The following is a 26429-nucleotide window of genomic DNA, read 5'->3' as shown; positions in this document are numbered from 1 at the left end:
GGGGGCGGGGTATAGGTGCCCGCCGATGGTCCCTCTATTGTTGTTAGCTAGTAGGTCAAAAATATTTAGCAAAATTCGAAACGCTTGGTTATTTTGTCCACAGCGCACTCAGCTGCTCGGCCTGTGCGATGACTGTTTTGACTGCCTCATCCTGCAAGTCAGGGGGGTAGCCGTATTTCTTGAGTATCTTCTTCACCATCAGGCGGATACGGGCCCGGGCGTTCTCGCTCTTGTGCCAATCCACGCTCACGCTGCGTTTAACGCGCTCCAGAAGCTCATGAGCGACGACCAGCAGCTTCTGGTCGCCCATCATGTCCTTGGCGCTCTCGTTGGCTGCCAGAGCGTCATAAAAGGCGATCTCGTCCTCGCTCAGCCCCTGCTCCTCACCCCGGGCCTTGGCAGCGCGGACCTCCTTGGCGATCCTGATCAGTTCCTCGATCATCTCAACCGCCGTGATGGCATTGGCGTGATAGCGGTTCATGGCTTCCTGCAAACGCTCGGAGAAGGCCCGGGCCTGCACGATGTTGCGCCGGGACTGGTTGCGAATTTCGCCGTTCAGCAGCCGCTTGAGGGCTTCCAGTGCGAGGTTCTTCCGCTCCATATTCTGGATTTCGGCGAGGAAGTCATCGGACAGGACCGACAGGTCCTGCGACTTGATGCCGGTGGCCTTGAGGATATCGACAATCTCGGTTGAGATCACGGCCCGACTGACCACCTGTTGCAGCGCGATATTCGGGTCCTTGGCCGTACCGCGACTGAGCCCCTGATCCTTGACCAGTGCAGAGCGCACCGTCTGGAAGAAGCCCACTTCATCCCGCACCTCAAGCGCGTAATCACTGGCACTCGCGAGGGCGAAGGCCTTGCTGAGACGCACCACAGCGTCAGAGAAGCGGTTCCTTGCCTTCTTCTTGGCTTCTGCGCTTTGTTCCCGTGCCATGTCACGTTCCTGCATCTCCAAGACATGATTGAGCGCTCCGGCCAGTGCATAGAGCCGGTCCTTGGGCTCACCGCGCACACCCTTGCTGTAATCGAAGTCATGGAACATGCCGCGCAGGACCTCGACACATTCCTTGAGAACGGCGACTGCCTCTTCCTCATCAATGCCGGTCTTCTCGCGGTCACCCTCGCTATACTGGTGAAGGGCCTTCTTGAGGTTCTGGGCAATGCCGATGTAATCGACCACCAGACCACCCGGCTTGTCACCGAACACCCGATTCACCCGCGCAATCGCCTGCATCAGGCCGTGCCCCTGCATCGGCTTGTCCACATAGAGCGTATGCATGCTGGGCGCATCAAACCCCGTCAGCCACATATCCCGCACGATGACCAGCTTGAGCGGATCATCCACCTTCCGCGCCCGTTTCGCCAGATTGTCGCGGTAGGTCTTGTTACCGATATGCTTCTGCCAGTCTTCCGGATCACTGGCGGAACCAGTCATCACGATCTTCACTGCCCCGGCATTCGGATCATCGGAGTGCCAGTCAGGCCGCAACGCAATGATCTCATTGTATAGCTCGACACAGATGCGGCGGCTCATGCAGACGATCATGGCCTTACCGTCCATCGCCACCTGTCGGGCCTCGAAGTGCTCAACCATATCCTTGGCAATGAGTTTCAGGCGGTTCTCGGCACCCACGAGGGCCTCAACCCGGGCCCACTTGCCCTTGATCTTCTCGCGGGTTTCAAGGTCTTCGTCTTCGGTGACTTCCTCGACGAAATCATCAATCTCGTCGGCGACCTCTTCATCCAGTTCGATCCGCGCCAACCGGCTTTCATAGAAGATCGGCACCGTCGCACCGTCCTCAACCGCCTGTGAGATATCATAGACGTCCACATAATCACCGAACGTCGCCCGGGTGTTCACATCTGACGTTTCAATAGGGGTACCGGTGAAGCCGATGAAGGAGGCGTTCGGCAAAGCATCGCGCATATATTTGGCGTAACCGTACTTGCGCACCCCTTCGTCATTCATCCGGCCTGTCATACCGTACTGGCTGCGGTGTGCTTCATCCGCCATCACCACAACATTGGTGCGGTCAGTGAGCACCGGATAGGCTTCCTCGCCGTCTTCGGGCTGGAACTTCTGTATGGTGGTGAAAATCACCCCGCCACTGGTTACGGACAGCTTCTCCTTGAGATCATCGCGGTCTTTGGCCTGCACCGGGGTCTGGCGGATCAGGTCGGCGCAGCTTGAGAAAGTCCCATAGAGCTGGTCATCCAGATCATTACGGTCAGTGATCACCACCACGGTCGGGTTTTCAAGCGCAGGATGCCGCACCAACTGACCGGTATAGAAGGCCATCAACAAGCTCTTGCCCGAACCCTGCGTATGCCAGACGACGCCAGCCTTGCGGTCCCCCTCGGACCGGGTCGCCTCAATAGTCTTGGCAAGGGCCTTGCGGACAGCGTGGAACTGGTGATACCCGGCGATCTTCTTGATCACCTTGGACCCGTCATCATCAAAGACGATGAAACCATTCAGATAGTCAAGGAACAGTTCCTTGTCGAACACACCCTTGACCACGGTTTCCAGTTCCGGCCAACCGGGCGGTGAGACATCGATGCCGTTCATGGTCCGCCACGGCATGAAGCGGTCCTCACCGGCGGTCAGGGAGCCCACACGGGCCTTGAGGCCATCACTGGTCACCAGCATCACATTCTGGCGAAACAGGCTGGGTATCTGGGCCTTGTAGGTCTGTAACTGGTTATAGGCCGCGCCGAGCGTGGCGTCCTCATCCCCGGGGCGCTTGAGTTCGATCACACCAAGTGGCATCCCATTCACATAGACCACGACATCCGGACGGCGATTGTGGCCACCCTCGATGACAGTAAGCTGATTGACCGCCGCGAAGTCGTTGTTGTCCGGGGTATCGAAATCGATCAGGTGGCATTTCCGGGTACCGCGAGAGCCATCCGGCAGGATCACCTCAACGTCCACCCCTTCACTGATCAGCCGGTGCAGGCGGCGGTTTTCTTCAATCAAGGAAGGGGTCTGGATATCCTCAATTCGCCGCATGGCCTCTTCAATGGCGCCGGATGACAGGTCGGGGTTGATGCGGGTAAGGGAATCCATCATCCGCCCTTGCAAGATGGTCTCGCCGTAGGAGGAACGCTCAGTGTTGGCGCCATCAGGACCAATATTAGGACCATTCAAGACCGAATAGCCAAGGTCCTTAAACCATTCGAGGCTTAGTGCCTCCACCCCATCTTCAGACACCCCAACTGACACAACCCCAAACCTCCTCATCGTGCTATATGACTTAAGGTAGCATTGGATCAATCACAGTCAATCAGTATTTGGTGTCACTGATTGTATATTATGAATGGCTCAAATGAGAAAATGCGTGATCGAGTTATTTTGAATATATTATCCGCAGAATGACTACGCTGCATATTCAGCCGCGCCTTCAACAAGGTCGATAACAACTTCAGCATCAGAACAGCGTCCGATTTCATTAGAAATATGTTTATCCAGCAGTTGGAGGTGCGCAGCCTCCAACGCTTCATCATCATCTCTGGCCAGTTGACCATCTCGAAGCTTTCGCTCAATATCGCGCAATCTCTGATAGCGTTCTTGGTAGAAATACCTGCGCTCTTCAGGTGACATCATATAAGCCTCCATGTATGCGGAAAACTCACCCCATTTAAGTAAAAAGGGGGGGCGTTCACTATAGCTTTTCCATGCATCTATCAGCTCATTGATTAAGGCTCGAGGATTAATCTCTCTACGTTGGATCTGGCGATACAGATCAGGCCGGGCAAATTTTAGAGCCGCAAAAAATGGTATCATACTGGTCCAGCGGTTGTTGATCTTCTGCTCCGAAGCATAGCGGATAGCAAGATTAACAAAGATGAATGCTTGACTCATTTTTCTAAGCGACACCTCATATATATCACATAAAGGATGGAATAAGCTTTCAAGAGATCCGCGCACATCTGTATCTCGGTAAATCTCAAGGGACTCAATACCAAACCGGCTGATTAAACTCTGAGTATACGCAGACCGTGAGGGGGCGGGTAGTGTAAACCCCCAATCAATGAAACGTCGCAGATAACCGTCACTATCCAGCCCCGCACCATAGACAGAAGCTATCGTGCTCTTCAATTGCGCTTCATCAACACAGAGAATAAAGACCAAGCCATCAACGGCAAACAGATGCTTAATATGTTCCAGCACTTCAATTGCATAATCAGGACGGCACCGATCCAACTCGTCCACAAAGATAATCAATTTTCTTTTTTGCGGATCTCCATCCTCCTCGTCTTCCGGTTCGGATAGTATCTGAGCGAGTTCGGATAGGTATTCTCGGAACTCTGACATGGCATTTTCTGCGGCTTTTTGACTGTTCAGAGCCTCTATAGCCGTGGAACTGAGCAACTCAGCAACTTCATCTTCTTTCAATCCAAAGCCCTCAATAACCTCCTGCACACCATCTTCACCAATCAGTTTACGTCCCAACCCTTTCAGAAGAACTGGCAATGCCTTATGCCTAAGAAAACCACCTGTCTTTTTAGCCAAAATCTTAATCTTGTCTGTTACTTCTCCTCCTCCCTCAGGAGTAAACTGTCGGTCCAGTGCAACAATAAAGGCCGATATCACATCATGTGAAAAATCACTTTCCCAGGCATTAAAATAGGCTGTCTTGAACCCTTTTTGCTCTAAGTCGCAACGCCATCTTTCCACAAAGAAGGTTTTACCGGTCCCATATGATGAGCTAAGACTGATGACAAAAGGCTCAGTAATACCCGCGACTACTGGCGTCAGATAATCAGCAACACGCTTGCGGTCCAAAGCATCGTCGCCCCAAGGATTTTCAGGATCTAGTACATTGGGTGTTGCTTTACTAAGGGTCATATTTTGCTCCCATCCAATGGAATATGTTTTGCAGACCAGTCCAAAATGCATTCACTGTGATGAGTGATGGGGCTAAAGACCTCATCCTTCACCTCATCCGGGCAACGTACCCCTGCCAGAAACAATATACTGCTGACCATCATTTTCCAGATGACAGCTTTCGTCACAGTAGATGTTATAAATGCGGGTCATGCAATCTCTTCTCTAACCATCACTTTTTAGCCCCAGTTCATATTTTCGCTCTTCACGATACTGCTCAACCGCTCGCCATTGTGCGTCCTCGAACTGCAACAGATCATGAATGATCTTACAAATATAGCGGTCGACCTCACGGAACAATGCTGTAATATCAGCTCTGCCCAGTATATCTTCAAGCCTTAACCCTTCGTGTACCAGCTTGGTTCGAACGCCGCTACCCTTCCCTCCCGTCAGCTCTTCAAAACGGCGCAGGACAGGGTCATAGCCTTGCCTGCTACTAGCCATATGCAATCCGACCACCTTCCCCATATCCTTGTGACTGATATAGCCAGCAGGGGCCGCCAGAAAATCAATCACGGACAAGGCTGATATAAACTTGGTCGAATTGCTATTACTCTCCATGGCAACAGATCGCAGGCGCAAAGCATGCCTGATAACCTGCCCCACGTCACCGCGAGGAAGGGTGGTCATCGAACCATGGGAGTGAAGTTCAAGCCCCAATCCTGTGGAAAGGTGATGTGATATTGTCTGCCCGGCGGTCATATAAGCTTCATGATCACCGTCATTACTGTAGAATATTGCTGTCGAAAAAGGCCCCTGCGCAGCCATCAGACTGCCGGGTGACCCCGGCAGTGTCTCAGGCTGTGCCAAATTGCAATAATCATATCGGACCACATCAAGAAACCGGTTGCCGATTTCCGAAGCTTCCACAAGCAGGTCTAGATGATAGTCATGATCACCGCTTAAAAACCGGCGCCAGTCCATCGTCATGTAGAATGCCATCAAGGCATTACCACTCAGATCATCCAGACTGATCTGCGTACAGGCAGCCTTCATCCAATCCAGTTCACCGCCTCCTCTACTGATGGTACGGTGAAACTCATCCCTTGGAGTTGAAACGATGTTGAGGGGCGATAGGTCAACACTGTCCGCTGGATAGATGATGGTATCATCAGAGGTAAGCTTGTGATGCAACAGCAGTCTCGGAACGGGGAGGACACAAAGCCGCTTGCCATTGTTCCATTCATGGAAATCAGATAACAGGTCGCCTCCTCCCCCCAACGATGGCATCAAGCGATCTCCCTGATCTCATCAACACTGACCTTGCCGGACATCAGTTTCGGCAGCAGCGTATCACGGAGCTTGGCGAGGGTCTTGTTTTCAGCAATGTTAGCTGCGATTTTGGTGATCGTCCCTGTGGTGAGATTGCTATATGCATTAACAAGTTCCTCAGACCCACAAGTGATCTGGAATTCTGATACGTTCTGCCAGTTGGCGCGTGGCATCCGTGTGCCTGTCGACGCCTGATTGGCATGAGTGACAAAGTCGGCATTGGAGGCGCAGATCAACGAAAACTCTGCATACTGCTCTGCCTTGGGAGCGAAGACCATGATGTCAGTTGAGCAGATTCCATCAACAACAGCCCGGCCAACTTTGTGGAAGTAAGGACGCAATTTACCAAACAGAATATCGCCAATATAGAATCGGGACTTGTTGCTGGTAACCTTATCTGCACCTTCCCATTCATGCAGGGCTATTGATTGCCTTGGCATATGCTCAAGGCCGATGTACGGATCATGGGCTTCTACAGCACCCGGCTGGACCGTTTCACGCCGCAAATCCACGAAATCACTGAATGGCTGTTCCGCCCACCCTTCGGGGAGGCCGGTGTCGGGGTTGAGGCGGTCGGGGAAGAGCGCCAAGAGGTCGTCGCTCATGGGCTCGCCGTCGGGGCCGATGGGGTGCTCTCCGCGCTCTTTCGCTCTCACCGGCCCGAAATCCACAAACCAGTCCTTGAAGATCGCCCTCGCTATCCCTTCGAGCGTCTCATTCATCTGCTGGTTCAGCGCTATTTTGTCGCTAAAAAAATCCAGTGTATCTGCAATTTTGCGCTGAATACCTATGTTTGGTCTTGGCAATTCAAGCTTTGCAAGGTCAGAGCCTCTAATACCAGATGCTCCCGCGCCTTGCTCTGTAATAGTCCAAATTAAGTCGCGCCCTAATTTGCATTGAAAAAGATAAAAGTAATATCGAGGATCACACAGTTCGGCATCTAGTCGACAACGAATTATATGCGATTCAAAACAAACATCCTCATCATCCCCAAGAAATATTGAGCATTTCCCAGCGCCTTCAAGAACAAGTGATTGCCTAGCAAACAATAGATCCCCGATATTTAACAGATTAACTTCTTTTTCTTTTTCAGTAAGTGGTACGCGGTCCATAGGAATGCCACAAATTCGGTCATGCGCAAATATCTCACCCATATTGACCATTTTGTAGCCTTGCCCACGAACTCGCTTGGGCTTCGTCAAGCCATTTCTTGTAGGCTCGGCGAATAATTTGGAAAACTCGACCAACATCACCACTGTCCCCCGAGGGCCTGTTTGATGGCGTCTTCCAACTCAGCGCTCTTCGCGAACTGGTCTTTAAGCGTAGCGCGGAAGTCCCTGATCTTCACATCGAAGGGGATGCCATCGTCCTCCTCGGCCTCGGTGCCCACATAGCGGCCCGGGGTGAGGACGTAATCGGCCTTTTTGATGTCATCGAGCGTGGCGGCCTTGCAGAAACCGGCGATGTCTTCATAGGCACCGCGGCGCTCGACGGCACCTGCCTCACCGCGCCAAGCATGGTAGGTGTCAGCGATCCTGGCGATGTCCTCCCGGGTAAATTCCCTGAGCGTCCGATTGACCAGATGGCCCATTTTCCGGGCGTCGATAAACAGCGTTTCGTGCTTACGTTCGCGGAAGCCGTTCTGTCCCTTGAAGCGCGACAGGAACCACAGGCAGACCGGAATTTGCGTGGAGTAGAAAAGCTGCCCCGGCAGCGCGACCATACAGTCCACCAGATCAGCTTCGATCATTGCCTTGCGGATATCCCCTTCGCCGGATTGCTGCGACGACATGGAGCCATTGGCCAGCACCACCCCTGCCGCACCACGCGGGGCCAGATGGTGGATGATATGCTGTAGCCATGCAAAGTTGGCGTTCCCTTGCGGTGGGATACCGAGCGTCCAGCGCTGATCCTCCTTGAGCTTGTCACCGCCCCAGTCACTGATATTGAAGGGTGGGTTGGCAAGGATAAAATCGGCCTTGAGGTCTTGCAGCTCGTCACGGTGGAAACTGCCCTCGTTGTTCCACTTGATGTCAGCATCGATCCCGCGCACGGCCATATTCATCTGCGCCAGTCGCCATGTGGTGTGGTTCATCTCCTGACCATAGACGGCGATGTCGCCGATGCGGCCACCATGCTCCTCGACAAATTTCTCCGACTGCACAAACATACCACCCGACCCGCAGCAGGGGTCGTACACACGGCCCTTGAAGGGTTCGATCATCTCCACAAGCAGACGCACCACTGACTGGGGCGTATAGAACTCGCCGCCCGATTTACCCTCGGCCCCGGCAAACTTGCCGAGGAAATATTCATAAACCCGGCCCAGCACGTCCTTGGAGCGGCTTTCGCGGTCCCCCATTTTTATGCTGGAGATCAGATCGATCAGTTCCCCCAGCATGGTTTTATTCAGGCTTTCGCGGCCAAAGTCCTTGGATAGCACCCCCTTAAGCTTGTCGTTGCCCTCAGCGGTCTCAATCGCCCGCATGGCGTCATCGATCATAATACCGATATTGGGGGACTTGGCATTTGCCTGCAGGTGGGCCCACCGGGCTTGTTCTGGCACCCAGAAGACGTTCTCGGCCAGATACTCGTCCCGGTCTTCTGGATCGGACATGTCATCCTTGCTGAGCTCCTCATGCAGTTCGGTGAAGGCATCGGAGATATATTTCAGGAAGATCAGGCCGAGGACTACATGCTTGTACTCGGACGCGTCCATACTGCCGCGCAGCTTGTCCGCCGCCAACCAGAGTGTTTCCTCGAATCCCAGATTGGCACTGTTCGACTTTTTAGGTGCTTTAGTCATGATCCCCCCTGCGTCTAGTGTCACGCTCTGCACATTATTTCTGACGGTTCTTGATGTCACCTTTTTTTTTGGGACGACCCATTCATCTAAACAGCCCAAAATTAACATCCGAAATCCGAGAAAAAAGTTGGAGAATTTTTATGCCAGCCGCAGATTGGGATAAACGTCATATTTTCGCGCGAGAATACGCGAGGTCAAATAATGCAACGGATGCAGCGAGGAAGGCTGGCGTACCTGCAGCCAGTGCACATACTGTGGCTTATAAGTGGTTGAGAAATCCACAAATCGTAAACCTAATTAAAAAGGAAATTGACCTTGCTTTAAGGGACCTAGGCCCGGCAGCCGTTAGCGTAATCAGGGACTTAATGACAGATCCAGACACTCCACCTCGAACCAGACTTGCCGCCGCAAAAGATATAATGGACCGTTTGGGCTGGATTCCGCCTAAGAGAACGGATGTGTCTTTTTCATCGCAGGTGCGGGACATCACCACAATGACAAGAGCAGAGCTCGAAGAAGCGGCTACTGGAATATCTGGCTTTTCACCTTCTCCCCAACTTTTGGAAGAGATGATTATACAGGCTTCCGAAAAGAGCGTTTAATTTGCAAATTTGTTCATCCCAGCGTCCCGCCCCTAAAGGGTGGCGGGACAGCGGGATTGGGTATGACAAGATTCCCGATATACTGGGAATAGTGCGGGACGAAAATTGTAACCATCTGAAATATCAGGACAAATTCATCCCGCAATATGTTTTTGGTAATGGGACAGATACAATGGTCTGTCCCATAGCGTTTGAAACAAGTGTTCAGTCTATGGCTTGGGCTCAAAAAGGCCGTCCAGTTCGGCTCGCTTTTTTAGCCTGCTGATTGAGGAGGTGGAGGAGTTGTGGTCTTTAGCAATTTCACTATAAGGTATTCCTTCCTTGATTTTAGCAATGATTGCTTTGTCAGTTTCGGAGTAACCGTCGTCAGTGGACCAAGAGCCATCTTCATTTAAGTTACAAGTAATTTCCTGCAACTCCCCCGATTTGGAGTTACGGCATTTGGTAAAGGTCACGGTCATATGGGCCCCATCCATGGCGCTTTTGTTTTTGGGGCGGGTCAAGTGAATGATATTGTCCATAATGTCCTCTTTCTTGGACGTGCCGCGTTGATCACCACTTTTGCCGTCATGGGCCACTAGAATAACCGTAATTTTGCGTGATCTTAGTTTAATTAGCCACTGCTGCATTTGTGACCAGCTTTCCGCATCATTTTCAACGCCTGTACGACATAAGGTACTAAGATTGTCGATGATTAACAGGTCACCAGATTTAAGGATTGAGTCCATAATCTCTTGTCCCTCAACGGTAGACAAGTCAGGAAGTCCATTGGGGTGATCTTCCGATGCTATAAGGTGGAAATTTTCACTCGCTAATTCAGGATATTGTGGCCTTGCTAAGAGATAGCGTTCTTGTAATGCAGCTTTCGGCATCTCACCATCAATCAGTACCACTCGCTTGGGAGATGGTGCTTCCCAGTTAAGAAACCTTCCGCCACCTGCAACGGCTAATCCAATTGCAGTGATGAAATGTGTTTTACCAAGGCCGCGGGGTGCATGCACGAGGTTGAGTGATTGCTCTAGCAGCCAAGGTCCGAGTAAGCTGTTCCGCACTGGGAGTTCCATTGAGCACACCTCTTCCAAGGTTCTTAACCGGAGAGCAGGTTTTTTTGTGTCTGAGGAGGTGGTGGGAGTAGTTTTCAAGTGTTCTGCACTTGTGGCACCAGTGCTTGGGGCGGTGTTTGATGGTGCGCTGTTTATATGCGAGATTATCTCGTCTACAGCTTCGGGACTAAGGGTGAGGGCCTCATGCTCTTGGCTCCACCTTTCATAGTTCGCTGATATTCTTTGGAGTAAGATAGATTCAGATTTATCCCAATCGGTTAGCCATTTGTCACCTACTCCATTAGGAAATTGGCTTATGACCCATGCAGTCTGTTCCGGATTATATCCTGCTTCGAAAAGCAAGCAGGCACATCTGTAAACATGTTTATGACGTTGAGGGTTGTTTTCCCCATAGGACCGTTCAAGTTGAAGTCGAATGCCATCCTCAATTTTTTCAAGCCTTACAGCAGAAAAAGATAATGCTTGATGGGAAGCAGAAGTGCAAGATGGGGGCATGTCGCTGATTGCATTGATGGGATTGCATTCGGAAAAGTCATCTAGTTCATATCGAGCAGCGTTCAGGTCCAGAAGCTCTGTCCATTCTGTCACATATCCTTTATCCCGCTTGTCTTGGTTAGGGTGGGATAGTGTTGCGGGAAGTCTGCATAGTCTTGAATAGTCACCAGCTACGGCTTTATCTCCACTAAATAGCGAACACAGCCCTTTAGAGATCGAAACCCATTTGTTCAAATCAGATTCAGGCTCGTTAAATATCCAAATCAATTGGAGCCGTTCATGCGGTATCGACCCTGTTTTGACTATTGCTGAAGGCTTAGGGATGCCGTTTTCCCGTGCTACATTTTGCCAATTGGCAGCGGCTTTAGGGTCATCAAGGTCAACCATGACAGCAAGAGTGTGCTGTACTTCGGATTTTTTAAGTTTTGGGCCTAGTTTGGTAGTGTCCGCTAGCCCTATGCTCCAATAGGAGTTTCTCTCCTGCACACCCTCAATAGTCCATGATACAGCAGCTTCTATAAGACTAAAAGTATTGCCAATAATGCTATTCTCTTGTCCTTCGGGAGATGTGTTTTTAGGACGTATTGCTGATAACGCCAGCCTGCCGGTTTCTGTATCAACTTTACTGTACAGGGCGCACAAGAAGCGGTTTAGGTCCATTACCTGCATTGCTTCTGGAGGGGTTGGCTCGGGTTTGATAGCAGTTAGGTCAAGGGTGGAGAACGAGAACGTCATATGATTTTCCTATGTAATTTACTGACGGCCTTCATAAGCATACACATCCACCATGGACGACTGTATATTGGAGAAATGCTAGGGTGTTGGACATCAGAATAGATATGATAAAAGCCGCTCCTCTTACATTTGCTAACAAGTAGGGGCGGTTTTGTTTTCTAGGTTGATGCTAACTTGAACTTAGTGACTTGAGCAGCAAGTCGATGGACTCTTTATCCACTAATCGTCTACGTCCAATTTTGTAAGAGTTTAACTGACGATGGCGAATTAGCTTGTAGATACTTGTGCGGCCAACCCTTAAATAATGTGAGGCTTCATCAATTGTGAGCAATGGTTTCATGCTGGTCTCCAGTTTTCAAATGTAGATTCACAACGAATCACATTCGCCATTGTTCACCACTGTTCAGGGGCGGTCGTCCCTATTGCAGAAATTTTAAAAATTTCTGCCTAAGATAATTTTGAGACTAAATCTTCTGGTCTTAAGTGGGTATATCTCTGAAGCATTCGGTAGTCTTTGTGACCGCTAATAAGTGCGACTTCTGGAATTGTTAGACCGCATTCGAAAAACCGGCTGATTGCTTCATGGCGCAGATCATGGAAATGTAAATCTTGAATGTTGATGTGCTGAGTAAGTCTTTTCCAAGATTTTTGGAGAGCATTTGGTGTGCAATTGAATAGTTTATGTTGAAGTTTAGGGAGGGAGGTAATCGTAGTCATTGCTTTTGTGCTTAATGGAATTGTTCTGACTTCCCCATTTTTGGTTTCTCTAATAGTTAATAGCCGGGCGTCGGCATTAACATCTTCCCACCTTGTGGAAAGTAGTTCCCCGCGTCTCATACCTGTTTCCAGAGCAAGAATAATTGCTGGTTTCAAATATTCAGTACGAGAACAGTCTGCCTCTGCGATAAGTTTGGCTTCCTCATTATTAAGAAGCCGCCTAGTTCTTGGCGCATGTTCCTGAGGTTTTCGGATTGTGGTTAATGGGTTTGATTTTAATGGGACGCCCCACTCATTGATCGCAATAGAGAAAACATGGTGCAGCAAATTCAAGTCTCTTTTGACAGTGCTGGTGGAAACTTCCCTTAAGCGTTCATCACGGTATCTTGCGAATTTTTCGACAGAGACTTCCGAAACCAGAGTTTGTGCAATAGGGTGCCTTAAAACTTTTTTGAGGCGTAATTCTTCAACATTTTTACCGCGTTTATATGCGGTCACTTCTTTCAGGTATCTGCTGAAAAGTTCGGAAAGGCGCACATTGTTGAAGACAGTCAATGTTTCGTTATCTAAGCCTAACAGTAAATTTGTTTCAGTTGCTCTGCCCCATTTAACTGCATCACCTTTATGACTAAAGGACTTAGTCTTGGCAGGGTAACCTTTAAGTCTGATCTGTACCTGCCAGCGATTTCCACGTTTTCGAATAGTCGCCACTTCTCTGTCTCCCACTGTGACACCAGTGTGACAGATTGAAACTCCAGCGCTTTAGCGCGTGCGCCTTGTGGAATTAAGTTGTTGAATTTAAAGATAAAAGTTGGCGCACCCAAGAGGATTCGAACCTCTGGCCTCTGCCTTCGGAGGGCAGCGCTCTATCCAGCTGAGCTATGGGTGCGCGCTTCAGGACGGGCGGACCATACATATCCTGCGCCTTCAGTGCAACGACATTTTTGATGAATCGCACGCTGGCATGCAAACTGGCGCTAACATATGTGTGGTTTGGATGGTTTTTTGCCTAAAATGGCGTGGCCCAGGTGGCCCCTGATCGCCTAAACCATATGCAGGTTGAATTGCCCCAGGCAGCCTTCGCTGCGGGAAGTCGCTGCCTATACTTTCCAGAAAATCTTCCGCTTATACATGGCGTACATGGCACCGTAGGACAGAGCCAGAAAAGCCAGAGCAAAGGCAAGAGAACCATTTAGCGGACCAAAAAGTGGCATGAAAACCTTAGAGTACAGCAGGGCATGTAAGGACGTTTCCCCCACGGGTATCATCGTCAGGATACGGGCAGCGACGGCAGAGAACATATAAAACGCGATGGCATTCGCCCCAAAGACGATAAACGGTGCGGACCAGCGCTGTGTTTTTCTGATGTCGAGCAGATAGATGCAAAAGGCGAGAGAGAGCACCGCAAGTCCGGCTGTCAGAAGGACATAGCTCGGGGTCCATAATGCCTTGTTGATCGGGATGACGGGATCAAGCACCAGCCCCAGGAGTGTCAGGAGAATGCCCGCAGGGATAAGACGTTTCAGACGCGCTATCGCGTTCTTTTCCGCAAGCAGAAAGCGCCCGGTGAAAAGCCCCAGCATCCCTGTAACAATCGCGGGCAGGGTTGAGAATATCCCTTCGGGGTCAAAGGGAAACGGGGTCGCGTTCGCATAATAACTGTGGGCTGACCCTAAAATCAGTGCATCAATATAGGCTGTGAAGTTTTCCCCAAATGCCCAGCCGCCAACACCAGTGCCGCCCGTCGGTAACGGGTAAGGCGTAAAAGCCATACAGAAAGTATAGAGAGCAAGCAGGAAAACACAGGCCGCATATTCAACGGTCCTGGATGCATATAACCGCAGGAGTGTCATGCAGAAAAAGACAAGGGCAATACGCTGCAACACCCCTAAAATACGGATGTTTTCAATACGCTCCGTGAACCAGCTATAATTGCTGGCCTGAAAATCATAATAGAATATTGCGAGAAACAGACCAAGGCCGAATAATTTTGCGCTTCGGATCGCCGCTGTTTTTAATTGCGCTGTCCGGTTGGGGGCAGTGGTGCCCTGTATTTTATTCTGACTGGCGGCTGCAAAGGCTGCAGATAATCCAACAATGAAGATGAAAAACGGAAAAATCAGGTCCGTCGGGGTCCAGCCGTGCCACTTTGCGTGCAAAAGCGGTGCATATACATGATCCCAACTGCCCGGGTTGTTAACCAATATCATGCCGGTGATTGTGATCCCCCGAAACACATCAATCGCGAGAGAACGGTCAGGATTACACTGCGCCATAATGCCGGAAAGATGATCTTGGACCCGGCGCCACATATCAGCGACCATCCACAGGACAGGTTGACTGACGAATAATCAGTGTTGGTGAAAATTCTGTAACGAGCTCATTTTCACTTTCGATTGTATGAGGGCGCATACCCGCAATCAGTAAACGCGTGGCCGCTGCTGCAATTTCTATTGTTGATTGTTCTGCGGTGGTCAAAGGCGGGCTTGAATGCCGGGAAAACGGGCTGTTTTCAAAGCCTGCCAGGGCAATATCATGCGGGACCTGCAGTCCCCTTTCTGTAAAGACGGTCAAGGCGCCGGCCGCGATTTCGTCATTACTGCAGAAAAGCGCGGTGGGCGTGTCTGGCAGTTGTAGCAGTTTTTGCGCATTTTCAATGCCGGATTCAAAGCTGTAGGCGCCGTCAAAGATCAGGGAAGGGTCAAGCGTGATGCCTTCTTCCCGCAACGCATCTTCATAGCCGTGAAAGCGTTCAGGGCTGGATTTATGGATTTCTTCCCCCCAGAAAAAGGCAATATGTGTATGGCCCAGCGACAGCAGATGTTTGGTGATATTATACGCGGCTTTGCGGTCATCAACATGAACGCACGGGGTCAAAGCAGGGTCTTCGGCTGTGCCTGAAACAATTCCTACATATTGAATGTCGTTACGGCGCAGCACTTTGATAATGTCGGCACGTTCTGACATGGGCGGTGCCAGGATCAGGCCAGAGAGGTCTGCATCGCGGTACAGATCCACCAGCTCTTCCGCAATATTATCCTGCGCGGCATCGCATGGGTGAATCTGCAGGCCGTATCCCATGTCCCTGCAAACATTCAGCGCCCCTTGCTGCATATCTATAATGTAATAGGGGTTTGGATTATCGTACACGAGCCCAAGGGCGTAACTTTTCCCGCTGCGCAGGTTCCTGGCGGCAAGATTTGGCTGATACCCTAATTCTTCGATCGCTTTTGATACTTTTTCAATAGTGGCTTGCCGCACAAAGGGTTCTTTATTGATCACCCTTGAAACAGTTTTCAGTGATACGCCGGCTAATTGTGCGACGTCTTTAATTGTAGATTTAACCATGAACCCCTGCCAGTTTGAACCCTGGAAACCCCCAGTATGCCGATCAAAGTAAGCGAATCAAGCTTCTATAAAATATATCAGGTCCCTGTTCCCTGATATGGATTATCCCCGTTGGCTGTGAACCAGATATGACGCCGCCAGAAAAAGTTTGTCATAAATCTGAAATATCGAAATGGCGTCTAAGCCCTTGAATTTCCTGACAACGTAGTCATGTCTAAATTGACAACGTTATCATTTTTGCAGATTTGGCTGAAAATAACAATAGACAACGTTATCATTTTGTATGTAGCTTGTTTCTGGGAGTAGGGATTTGAAGTCCTGATTTTTTACTATGGCTTTACCGAAGTGGTGGTTGTGAGCATGAGGTGATCGTGCGCGTGCAGCTATCCGGCGGTGGAAAGTGCCAGATGGATCGAGAAGCGGAGACAGAGATTATGGTTTCCATTATCGCAGCAGACATTGGCGGCACACACGCCCGCGTTGGTATTGTGGACATTGCGCCTGGTGCTGCTCCGTCATCATATGCTCACGACTATACTTTGCGCGCTTATACCAAATACCGCTGTAAAGACTTTGAATCCCTAGCCTCTGTTTTCGAAGCATTTAAAGCAGATCATGCGCTGGAAGGCTGTGTTGCTGGTGCGATCGCCAGTGCTGGCTATTTTGACGGCGACATTCTTCATTCTGTCAATTTGCCGTGGCCCGTATCGCTTGCGCCCTTACGTAGTGTCCTGGGCCTGAACACTCTATACGGTTTAAATGACTATGAAGCTGTTGCCTATTCAACGCTGTTGCCTGCACGGGATGATGCTATTCAGCTTAATCCGCATGGGAAGGCACATCCCGGTAAGGCGCGGGTGGTTCTGGGGCCGGGAACGGGTCTAGGCGCGGCGGTTCTGGTGCCGTGTGGGGATGGGTCGGCCACGCTGACAACAGAAGCAGGTCAGATGACATTTGCCCCGACAAATGATCGCGATGCAGTGATTGCAGAGATTTTACGTAAGAAATACGAATTTGTAACGGTGGAGCGCTTGTTGTCTGGCTCTGGACTGTTGAATATTTACGGAGCGCTTGCAGAGATGAATGATCAGCAAGCCGTCCTGGACAGGCCTTCGCTTGTATCCGATGCCGCGATCAGCGGGCGCGATGCACTCGCGGATGAGGCCTTATCGACATTCTGTGAAATTCTTGGCTCTGTAGCCGGCAATATGGCTCTCGGTTACGGCGCAAGAGGAGGGGTGTACCTGGCAGGAGGTATATTACCGAAGTTTAAAGAGTATCTGCAACAAAGTCGGTTTTTGGCTAGCTATCTCAACCAGGGAAAGATGCAGTCATATGTCAAAGCCATTCCCGTTACTCTTATGGATCATGGGCACCTGGGTGTTATCGGTGCCGCTTGTTGGTATGCAAACAGGCAGCGCTGTGATTGTCCGGTTATGGCTTAAATAGAAGGGTAGTTCACATGCTTAAATGGGGCTTGATAGTCAGAAACGAAGAACAGGGAAGATGGCGGTTTAAACAGGAGGGAAATATGTTCACGAAGAAAACGCGTCTTTACCATTCTGTAAGTGCAGCAGCACTGGCAGTGATGGCAAGCGGGGCGATGTCTGCCCCGGCTGGCGCACAAGAAGACTCGATGGAACTGGAGGAAATTGTAGTTTCCGGTATCCGTGGCGGTCTGCGTGCGGCACTTGATGTTAAACGAAACTCCAATGGTATCGTTGATGCCATTTCTGCGGAGGATATTGGTAAATTCCCGGATAAAAACGTTGCGGAATCATTGCAGCGTATTCCGGGCATCACTATTCAGCGTGCATTTGGTGAAGGCTCTGACGTTTCCATTCGTGGTGCAGGGTCCGGTTTTACCAAGACAACACTGAACGGTCAGAATGTTGCTTCTACGGGCTGGTTTGTGTTCGAACCGGCGCGCCGGTCGTTTAACTATACCCTGCTGCCATCAGAACTTGTGGGCAGCGTAGAGGTGTATAAGTCCTCACAGGCTGACCTTCTCGAAGGTGGTGTTGGTGGTACGGTTACCGTTAACACGCGCAAGCCGCTGGATATGGATAATTTCAGCATCTATGCTTCTGTCGAAGGGTCGCATCAGGATGATTCTGACAAGATTGACCCGCAAGCATCGGGTTTGTTTAGCTGGAAGAACGATGATGAAACTCTGGGTTTGCTGGTTTCTGGCGTATACCAGAAGCGTAATTTGCAGCGTCAGGGTAACGAAGCATTCTGGGAATGGGGTGCAGGTCCCGTTGCCTTTGAACAGGACCGTGAACGCCGGGCGATCACGGGTACAGTGCAGTACCGCCCCAATGAAAATCTGGACGTAGTTCTGAACTATGTGAATATGGAAATGGCGGCAAACAACACCAACTATGCAATGTGGTTGACCCAGGGCAACACAACATGGAGTGGTGTTGAGGTGCCAGAGGCTGATAAAATCAGCGAAACTCCGGCACGTGGACCGCTTGGGGTTGCTTTCTTCCAGGCGCGCCCAAGGGAAGCAACAATGAAGTCCCGCGTGTATGACATGGATATCACCTATGCGGGTGAAGGCTATGTGTTCGATTTCCAGGTTGGTCGTACAGAGGCTTCTGGCGGCACCGACTTTGAAATGGTTGTCGATGATGGTCTGGCACCTGCACTTAACGGAACGTATGATTTCTTCGGTGGTGAGCAGACGTGGGATACCGGGTCTTTTGATATGAGCACGTATGATCCAGGCACAGTTGTGATGGGTCTTGGTGAAAATTTCAACCGGACACCTAAAAAGGATGCTGAAACATATATTCAGGCAGACTTCGAACGTGATGTTGACTACGGCGTTATAAACAGTATCAAGGTTGGTGCTCGTTATTCCGACCATAATACAAAAAGCCGCCGGTATGTTTACCAGACGGCCGAGGGCTTCGATAATGTCTTTTCTACCGCGGGCCTTCTTGATGGTACCATCGAAGCCGGTGCAGGAAATTATGAATTCCTGAAACTGGATGCCGAGGCGCTGAAAGATTTGGCAAGAGCAGCCATTGTTGGCGAAACAGAAGACCTGGGCGCGTACAGCGAGATCGATGAAAGAAACTTTGCAGCCTATGCAATGGCAACATTTGAAGGGGATGGTTTCCGCGGTAACGCCGGTCTGCGCTGGGTCAATACTGACGCAACGTCGACATATTACCTGGATGGCCAGCAGCAGGAAACTGATGCATCTTACAGCGAGTTTCTGCCTAGCTTCAATATTGCGATTGACGCGGCTGAGGATGTGATCGTCCGTGCGAGTGCGGCCCGCGTTCTGACCCGTCCACAATATGTTGATATGTACGTCAATCCGAATGTGACGGGCACCAACGATGATCTGCCTGCTAACCAGTTCTGGATTGTAGGTAATGTTGGCTTGCAGCCGTTTGTTTCAAACCAGCTGGATCTTTCTGTTGAATGGTACTTTGCCGAAGGCTCAATCCTTTCAGGGGGTATCTTCTTCAAGGATGTGAAGAACTTTGTAACGGTCAATGAATATGAAGTTGGATCGTCTGACATTCCGTTCGATCTTCCTGATCCAGACGAGGCAGCTGCAGGCTGGACCGTGCAGGAACTGGAAAACGGTGGCTCCGCTGATCTGAAGGGCTTCGAGTTGCAGTATCAGCAGGACTACGGTAACGGGTTCGGGTCTATTGTAAACTATACATACACAGACTCTGACGTGTCGCCAGAACAGTTCTCAGATGCTAACCCGGTGGTGACAGACAGTTCCCGTCATGCCTTTAACGTATCTGGTTATTATGAAAATGAACTGTTCAACGTTCGGGCATCCTACAATTACCGTAGCAAATATATGATGCGGGAAGTTGGTGCCTACGGTAACCGCCTGCATAATGGATACGGTAGTCTGGACCTTTCCGGTAAATGGTTTGCCAATGAAAATATTACGGTAAGCCTGGACGTGAACAACCTGCTGAAACAGGACTTCAAACAGTTCGGTAATAATCAGGTTTCTTCACCAAACAGTGGTTTTGCCGATGGGTTCCCACTGTACCAGTATGAAACTGCGCGCCGGATCACGCTCGGTGTAAGCTTCAAATACTAGAAGCTGCAGCAGTAAATCAGGGGGGAGTATGGCTCCCCTCTGTTCTATGCGCAATTATGTGTGCATTTTCCCGCCAAGGGTACTAGCATCATACTTTTCGGGGAAAGGGGATTTTAAAGGCATGTCTATAGTTCCACTGCATTTTGAAAAGCATAAAGATTTAAAAGTTTTGAAGGCTGACTTTTCGCATGTTGCTGATCAGCATATGGCGCCGGTAACCGCCCATGAAATTCCTGCAGCATCTGCGGACTATCCTGTCTTTTTTGTCAAAAATTCAGACACCGGCCAATTTACCACGATTGCCTTGCTAGGGCTTGAACCCGGAGAAAATCTGTTTGTCGATAATAATCAGTGGGACAATACATATGTGCCTGAATTATTTGCAGCTTTTCCCTTCAAGCTAATCCCTGCGGATGATGGCAGTGACCGTGTCACAGTGGCGATCATTGATGACAGCGGCCATGTCAGCACATCCAAGGGAGAGGCCCTGTTCAATGAAGACGGCACAGAAACTCCGTATCTGGCTGGCCGTAAGGAATTGTTGAAACGCACGTATGAACAAAGTGCCATGACCCCCTTGTTTATTCAGGACCTTGTGAAACTGGACCTGTTTGCGGAACGTGCCATGACCTTAAACATTGGAGGGCAGAAGATGACGCTTGACGGTCTGTATTTCGTTGATGAAGACAAATTACGGGCCATCGATGATGAGGCCTTTCTGGACTTGCGTAAACGCGGACTTTTGCCGCTGATTTATGCGCATTTGAATTCACTGCACCAGATGCGCCGTATTCTCTCTCGCAAGCAGCGTCGTGCATCTGGTTAGTGGATAAGATACATGGCAGCAACTGGGGGAAAACAAATAAAATCAGTCCTGATTGTAGGTGGTGGAACCGCCGGTTGGCTCGCCGCCTGTCATCTTGCGAAAAAACTCAATAGTAAAGACCCGGACGGGGTGCAGGTCACTCTGGTCGAATCTCCAAATATTCCGACCATCGGCGTTGGCGAAGGCACGGTGCCCGCCATTCGTAGGTCGCTCCAGTATTTAGGGATTAGTGAAAGCGAATTCATTCAGGCGTGTGACGTCTCTTTTAAGCAAAGTATCAAGTTCCAGGACTGGCTCTTTAACCCTGACGACAGGCGGCATGCCTATCATCATGTTTTTGATTACCCGGTTCAGAACGGATGCGACCTGACCCCTTACTATCTGATGGGGCTGGCAGGGGATGACAGTTATGTGAATACCGTCTCGGTTCAGGGGGGACTTTGTGACGCTGGCTATGGCCCCAAAACGATGACCCACCGGGAATATGAGGGCGTTGTCAGCTATGCCTATCATCTGGATGCAGCCAAATTTGCGGCATTTTTGACAAAACACGCTACCGAAAAGCTTGGTGTTATCCACCAGCTTGCCGATGTCGAGACGGTCACCCTTGGTGACGGCGGCATGATTGCAAGCATTGAGACACCGCAACTGGGAACGATGACTGCAGACCTGTATGTTGACTGCACCGGGTTCCGGTCTTTGCTTCTTGGTGACACGGTGGGTGTCCCTTTCGTCGACAAAAGCGACATATTGTTTGTCGATACGGCCCTGGCGGTGCAAATTCCGTACGGCGACGAAAAAGCAGTGCCGTGCCATACGATTGCAACGGCCAAAGAGGCTGGCTGGATATGGGACATCGGGCTGTTGAACCGGCGGGGCACAGGCTATGTTTATTCGTCCGCGCATACCAGCCACGATGCGGCAGAACAGGTACTGCGAACCTATGCCCGTGAAACGCTGGGCGATCAGGCAGATGATCTTACCCTGCGCCGTATTCCCATGAAGGTAGGCTACCGGCAAAAATTCTGGGAAAAAAATTGTGTCGCGATAGGGCTAAGTCAGGGGTTTGTTGAACCCCTTGAAGCAACGGGTCTTCTGATTTTTGATGCGACGGCCCGCATGATTGCCGAACAGTTCCCAGCGACGCTCGAGGCAATGCCGGCACTGGCCGACCGTTTTAATGCGCGGGTTACCCATACATGGGAAAAGGTGATTGAATTTATCAAGCTCCATTATGTCCTGTCCCGGCGGACAGATTCTGACTTTTGGATAGACAACAGGCGGCCAGAGACAATCCCAGCCGCCCTGCAACAGAATTTGGAAATCTGGCGCCATCAGCCGCCAACTGCCTATGATTTCTCGTCCCGGTTAGAGGTCTTTAATCTCGAGAATTATCTGTATGTGCTGTACGGCATGGATTTCCAGACCAATATGGCCCCGCTGAAAGCGCGCTACAGTATGGACCAGGAAGCGGCAGCAACCATGCAGGCAATCAAAGGGCACCGGCAGCAATTGGCCGGGCAACTTCTACCCCACCGGGAGTTGCTGATGCGGGCGCAGCAGTTTGGTTTTCAAAAGATTTAAAAGGGACAGAGAGATGCACACAGCGGACAGCATGCGTAAAATGGTGATCGTGGGCGGTGGTTCAGCCGGCTGGATGACGGCTCTCTATCTTAATCGTCTGTATAATCACAGCCATAAGAACATTGATATTACGGTCATTGAAAGCCCCGATATTGGTATCATCGGCGTTGGGGAAGCGACGGTTCACAGTGTGCGGTATTTTTTCCGCGGCATGGGCCTTGATGAACATGAACTGCTGCGTGAAACCAATGCAACACTGAAAACCGGCATCATGTTCAAAAACTGGATGAAACCAAATCCAGATGGTTCACAGCATGCCTATTTTCACCCATTTGAAGCGCAAACATCGCCAGCAGTGCTTGATATTTCCAGCCTGTGGATGCTGTCCGGTCGTGCGGGCCAGGAAAGATATGATGAAGGCGTTTGCCTAAGCGCTGGGCTGGCCGCACAAAATCTGGCGCCGAAAAGTGCCCAGTCCCGCCAATATGAAGGGTTGGTGCCGTACGGGTATCATATTGATGCGGTCTTGCTGGCGCGGTATCTGCGCCGTAAGGCGATTGAGGCCGGGGTCACCCATATCGAAGCCACGATCGATGCGGTCGAGACCGAAGGCGAGATGATCAAGGCCGTGACTGCAAATGACAGACGCTTTGACGGCGATATTTTTGTTGATTGTACCGGTTTTCGGTCCCTGCTGATTGGCAAGCTGAAAGACAATAACTGGCAATGCTTCAAAGAGGCCCTTCCCTGCACCAAGGCGGTGGCGCTGCAGCGGGAAATGCCAGATGGGGAAATGCCGCGGTCCTATACAACGGCAACCGCGCTCAGCAACGGTTGGGCGTGGCAGATTGATCTGATCAACCGTCAGGGCACAGGCTATGTGTATGACGGGGACCGGTTATCGGCAGATGAAGCAGAGGCAGAGCTGCGGACATTCTTAGGGCCTGACTCTGCTGTACTGAAATGTACGCACATCAATATGCGGGTTGGCTGCCTGAAGGAATTTTGGGTAGGTAACTGCATTGCCATTGGACTGTCTGGCGGCTTTATCGAGCCGCTTGAATCCACAGGCCTTCATCTGATTAATCTTAGTGCAGGCTTGTTGGCAACGCACCTTGACCGCGGGGAAATAACACAGGATGTCCGCGATAGTTTCAACCGATTGATGAACGGATTTTATCAGGACTTAAAACAGTTTATCGTGCTGCATTACTGCTTGACGGACCGGGATGATACGGATTTTTGGCGTGCGGCCCCAGACACGGTCCATCATACACCCTGGCTTAAAAAGCAGCTGGGAATATGGAAGCATAAAGTCTGCGAATATCATGACCTGGCGGGCAGTTTTTCCACTGTTTTCAGCGATGAAAACTACCGGTACATCCTGTACGGCATGAAACATTACCCCGCTTTGTCCCTGCAGATAGATTTGGGGGAAAGTGAAGAAATATTTGCCCGGGTCAGGGCCTTGTCCGACCGGTTGGCGCATACGGCATTGCCGCACATGGCCTACCTCAAACAAATCAATATGTAATAAACTGCTCTGCACGGAAGAATAGGGGATTAAGTATGCTGGGAAAAACAGCCTGTATTATCGCACTAATGGTTTTAGCGGCTGGATGCACTGACCAGAGTGTACGAGACACTGGTGCAGAAAAGGACGGGGTGTCCGGGCAGCATGCAAGTGCGCACCCCTTGTCTGTTATCCCCTTGCCAGAAGATATTGCATATGAAGCTGGTAAGCCGTTTCAGGTGACAAATGCATGGCGCATCGGGGGGCACAATGAAACGGTGACCGCGTTCAAGCGTATCATGGAAAACAGTCCTTTTGACTTTCAGCCTGACACGACAGACACGCCAGAGATACTCTTTCAGTTGGCAGAAACCGGTCTTGGCTATGAAGGCTATAAACTGGAGGCTAGAGACGGTAAAATCACTGTCGAGGCGGATGCGGCCGCCGGGCTCTATTACGGTGCAGTGACACTGTGGCAGATACTGACCCCTCTGAACGGGACCGAAGTTGTCACCCTTACACCGATGACAATTACAGACCGGCCACGTTTTGGCTGGCGCGGTTTAATGCTGGATGAAGGACGGCACTTTCAGGGCGAGGACTTTGTCAAAAGAATGCTCGACTGGATGAGCCTGCATAAATTTAATCGGTTTCAGTGGCATTTGGTTGATGATCAGGGGTGGCGTCTGGAAATCAAGAAGTATCCGGAACTGACGGCGAAGGGTGCATGGCGGGTGCCGGCGGGGGCGGCTTCGAGGGCAAATATTGATCCTGAAACGGGCGAACCCAAAAAGATCGGCGGCTTTTATACGCAGGAACAAATACGTGACATAGTCGCCTATGCAGCAGAACGACATATTATGATTATCCCGGAAATTGGACTGCCGGGCCATTCGCAGGCACCCACAGCCGTTTATCCGCAGTTTGGAATGTTTGATGCACCGCGCGCTGTTTCCGCCGATTGGGGTATTTTCAAGGACACCTATAATCTTGAAGACCATACCTTTGCCTATCTGGAAGATGTGCTGCGCGAAGTGATGGACTTATTCCCAAGCCCCTATGTTCATATCGGGGGGGATGAGGTGCAAAAGGATCTTTGGGCGAACGACCCGCGCACCCAGGAACTAATGGCCGATAAAGGCATCAAGGATGTTGAAGAAATTCAGTCCTATTTCACCCGGCACTTTGATGGGTTTTTGAACGAACATGGCCGGACGCTTATCGGGTGGGATGAAATTCTGGAAGGGGGCGATATTCACCAGTCTTCTATTGTCATGTCGTGGCGTGGGGAGGCAGGCGGCATCGAAGCGGCCAAGGAAGGGCATGAAGTAATCATGAGCCCGTGGCCCATGATGTATCTGGATATGCACCAGTCCTTGAGCACACGTGAACCAACAGGCAGGCCAGATCGCACATCATTGGTGCCGCTGAAACGGTTATATGATTATGACCCCGTCCCGAACGAACTGACACCTGACCAGGTGGCATTGATTAAGGGCGCACAGGGTAATATCTGGACCGAGCATATGCGGACCAATGATCATGTAATGCATATGACTTTCCCGCGTGCCAGTGCGATTGCGGAAACAGTCTGGTCGCGCCGGGACAAGGACTTCGACGGCTTTGTCGGGCGGCTACCTGCCCAGCTTGCCCGCTATGACAGTTTGGGTATCCGCTATGCGGATGTAGCGTTTGAAGTACAGGCAGATATTGTCGAACTTGCAGACGGCCAGCGTCAGATCACGCTGTCAAACCAACTGGCGGCCGGGAATATTCGTTATACGCTGGACGGCACAGAGGTTACAGCAGACAGTGACCTTTATACTGCACCTGTGGTGGTGGATGCGACGGACCAGCTGCAAGCTTCTACGTTTGTGGATGGACGTATGCTATCTGCGCCGACGGAACGCGGATTGGACCAGATCTCTGTGCGTACCAGAACAGACGATCAACTTGCTGTCTGTGAAAGCGGGTATCATTTAAAACTGGATGATGATTATCCCTACACGGGTCCGCGTGCAGCATTTTCACTGAATATTCTGAACCCTTGCTGGATATATAAGGATGTAAATCTGGAAGGTATTCGCACCGTCGATCTGACGGTTGGCACAATTCCGTTTAATTTCCAGATTGGGGACGACTGGAAAAAAGTGACATTTGACCAGCCACAAACCGAGCATGGCGAACTGAACATATATGCCAACCAGTGTACTGGCGCACCGGTTGTGAGTGTCTCTTTGGCGCCTGTTCAAAGCTCGTTTGGGCTTGTTGATCTGTCTGCAGAGTTGCCTGCGGGACTGGCTGCAGAGGCGCTTTGCTTCCGCTTTGCACGGCCCGCCTTTGACCCCGCTGGTGGCGAAGAGATGCTGTACACGCTTGATAAGGTTGTCTTGCGTTAGGGCGGTATAAAAACGCCACACGGTACAAAAAAAGGCACCCATACGCGGGTGCCTTTTCTTTTGGGGGAAAGCAGGGAGGTGCTT

The 26429-nt window shown here is 50.7% G+C and carries 17 protein-coding genes and 1 tRNA gene; 7 read left to right on the top strand and 11 right to left on the bottom strand.

Going from position 1 to position 26429, the window contains the following annotated elements; all coding sequences use genetic code 11:
• Positions 1-88: 88 nt before the first annotated feature.
• The 5 genes from IE181_RS02495 to IE181_RS02470 all read right to left on the bottom strand — a co-directional run bounded on the left by IE181_RS02495 (position 89) and on the right by IE181_RS02470 (position 8972).
• A complete protein-coding gene (locus IE181_RS02495; protein ID WP_229819098.1) occupies positions 89-3229 on the bottom strand; it encodes a type I restriction endonuclease subunit R in 3141 nt (1046 codons plus the stop codon).
• A gap of 153 nt (positions 3230-3382) precedes the next feature.
• On the bottom strand, positions 3383-4855 hold the full coding sequence (locus IE181_RS02490; RefSeq protein ID WP_191249971.1) for a KAP family P-loop NTPase fold protein: 1473 nt from the start codon (positions 4853-4855) through the stop codon (positions 3383-3385).
• 204 nt (positions 4856-5059) lie between these two features.
• Positions 5060-6124 carry a hypothetical protein gene (locus tag IE181_RS02480; protein ID WP_191249970.1) on the bottom strand — a complete coding sequence of 355 codons (1065 nt, stop codon included), beginning with the start codon at positions 6122-6124 and terminating at the stop codon, positions 5060-5062.
• Positions 6124-7416, bottom strand: coding sequence for a restriction endonuclease subunit S (locus IE181_RS02475; RefSeq protein ID WP_229819232.1), 1293 nt, complete (start codon positions 7414-7416; stop codon positions 6124-6126). The genes IE181_RS02480 and IE181_RS02475 overlap by 1 nt, the downstream gene beginning before the upstream one ends.
• Complete coding sequence (locus tag IE181_RS02470) at positions 7416-8972, bottom strand: class I SAM-dependent DNA methyltransferase (protein WP_191249968.1); 1557 nt, start codon at positions 8970-8972, stop codon at positions 7416-7418. The genes IE181_RS02475 and IE181_RS02470 overlap by 1 nt, the downstream gene beginning before the upstream one ends.
• Positions 8973-9112: 140 nt before the next feature.
• Here IE181_RS02470 and IE181_RS02465 point away from each other — a divergent pair, with 140 nt between their 5' ends.
• Positions 9113-9574, top strand: a complete 462-nt coding sequence (locus tag IE181_RS02465; RefSeq protein ID WP_191249967.1) for a terminase small subunit — start codon at positions 9113-9115, stop codon at positions 9572-9574.
• Positions 9575-9783: 209 nt separating this feature from the next.
• On the opposite strand, the gene IE181_RS02460 is transcribed toward IE181_RS02465, so the two are convergent.
• From IE181_RS02460 to IE181_RS02435, 6 genes are all read right to left on the bottom strand, one after another.
• Positions 9784-11868 (bottom strand): AAA family ATPase, encoded by a 2085-nt coding sequence (locus tag IE181_RS02460; RefSeq protein WP_191249966.1) that lies wholly within the window; start codon positions 11866-11868, stop codon positions 9784-9786.
• Positions 11869-12037: 169 nt separating this feature from the next.
• Positions 12038-12208: a helix-turn-helix domain-containing protein gene (locus IE181_RS14725; protein ID WP_191249965.1), complete on the bottom strand. Its 171-nt coding sequence runs from the start codon at positions 12206-12208 to the stop codon at positions 12038-12040.
• A gap of 107 nt (positions 12209-12315) precedes the next feature.
• Positions 12316-13296, bottom strand: coding sequence for a site-specific integrase (locus IE181_RS02450; RefSeq protein ID WP_191249964.1), 981 nt, complete (start codon positions 13294-13296; stop codon positions 12316-12318).
• Between the two features lie 101 nt (positions 13297-13397).
• Positions 13398-13474: transfer RNA gene (locus IE181_RS02445), tRNA-Arg, on the bottom strand.
• A 211-nt stretch (positions 13475-13685) separates the two neighbouring features.
• Complete coding sequence (locus IE181_RS02440) at positions 13686-14897, bottom strand: acyltransferase family protein (protein ID WP_191249963.1); 1212 nt, start codon at positions 14895-14897, stop codon at positions 13686-13688.
• 1 nt (position 14898) lies between these two features.
• Positions 14899-15933: a LacI family DNA-binding transcriptional regulator gene (locus IE181_RS02435; protein WP_191249962.1), complete on the bottom strand. Its 1035-nt coding sequence runs from the start codon at positions 15931-15933 to the stop codon at positions 14899-14901.
• Positions 15934-16340: 407 nt separating this feature from the next.
• Here IE181_RS02435 and glk point away from each other — a divergent pair, with 407 nt between their 5' ends.
• The 6 genes from glk (at position 16341) to IE181_RS02405 (ending at position 26345) form a co-directional block, all read left to right on the top strand.
• Positions 16341-17378 (top strand): glucokinase, encoded by a 1038-nt coding sequence (gene glk / locus IE181_RS02430; protein ID WP_191249961.1) that lies wholly within the window; start codon positions 16341-16343, stop codon positions 17376-17378.
• A gap of 86 nt (positions 17379-17464) precedes the next feature.
• Positions 17465-20023, top strand: a complete 2559-nt coding sequence (locus IE181_RS02425; RefSeq protein WP_191249960.1) for a TonB-dependent receptor — start codon at positions 17465-17467, stop codon at positions 20021-20023.
• Positions 20024-20144: 121 nt separating this feature from the next.
• A complete protein-coding gene (locus tag IE181_RS02420) occupies positions 20145-20849 on the top strand; it encodes a SapC family protein (protein ID WP_191249959.1) in 705 nt (234 codons plus the stop codon).
• Positions 20850-20861: 12 nt separating this feature from the next.
• Complete coding sequence (locus IE181_RS02415) at positions 20862-22433, top strand: tryptophan halogenase family protein (protein WP_191249958.1); 1572 nt, start codon at positions 20862-20864, stop codon at positions 22431-22433.
• Between the two features lie 13 nt (positions 22434-22446).
• Positions 22447-23967: a tryptophan halogenase family protein gene (locus IE181_RS02410; protein ID WP_191249957.1), complete on the top strand. Its 1521-nt coding sequence runs from the start codon at positions 22447-22449 to the stop codon at positions 23965-23967.
• Positions 23968-24002: 35 nt separating this feature from the next.
• Positions 24003-26345, top strand: coding sequence for a beta-N-acetylhexosaminidase (locus tag IE181_RS02405; RefSeq protein ID WP_191249956.1), 2343 nt, complete (start codon positions 24003-24005; stop codon positions 26343-26345).
• Positions 26346-26429: the final 84 nt, after the last annotated feature.

It is taken from the genome of Kordiimonas sediminis (genome assembly GCF_014656395.1).
In the GTDB taxonomy this organism is placed as follows: Bacteria; Pseudomonadota; Alphaproteobacteria; order Sphingomonadales; family Kordiimonadaceae; genus Kordiimonas_A; species Kordiimonas_A sediminis.
This window is presented reverse-complemented; position numbering and strand designations above follow the sequence as displayed.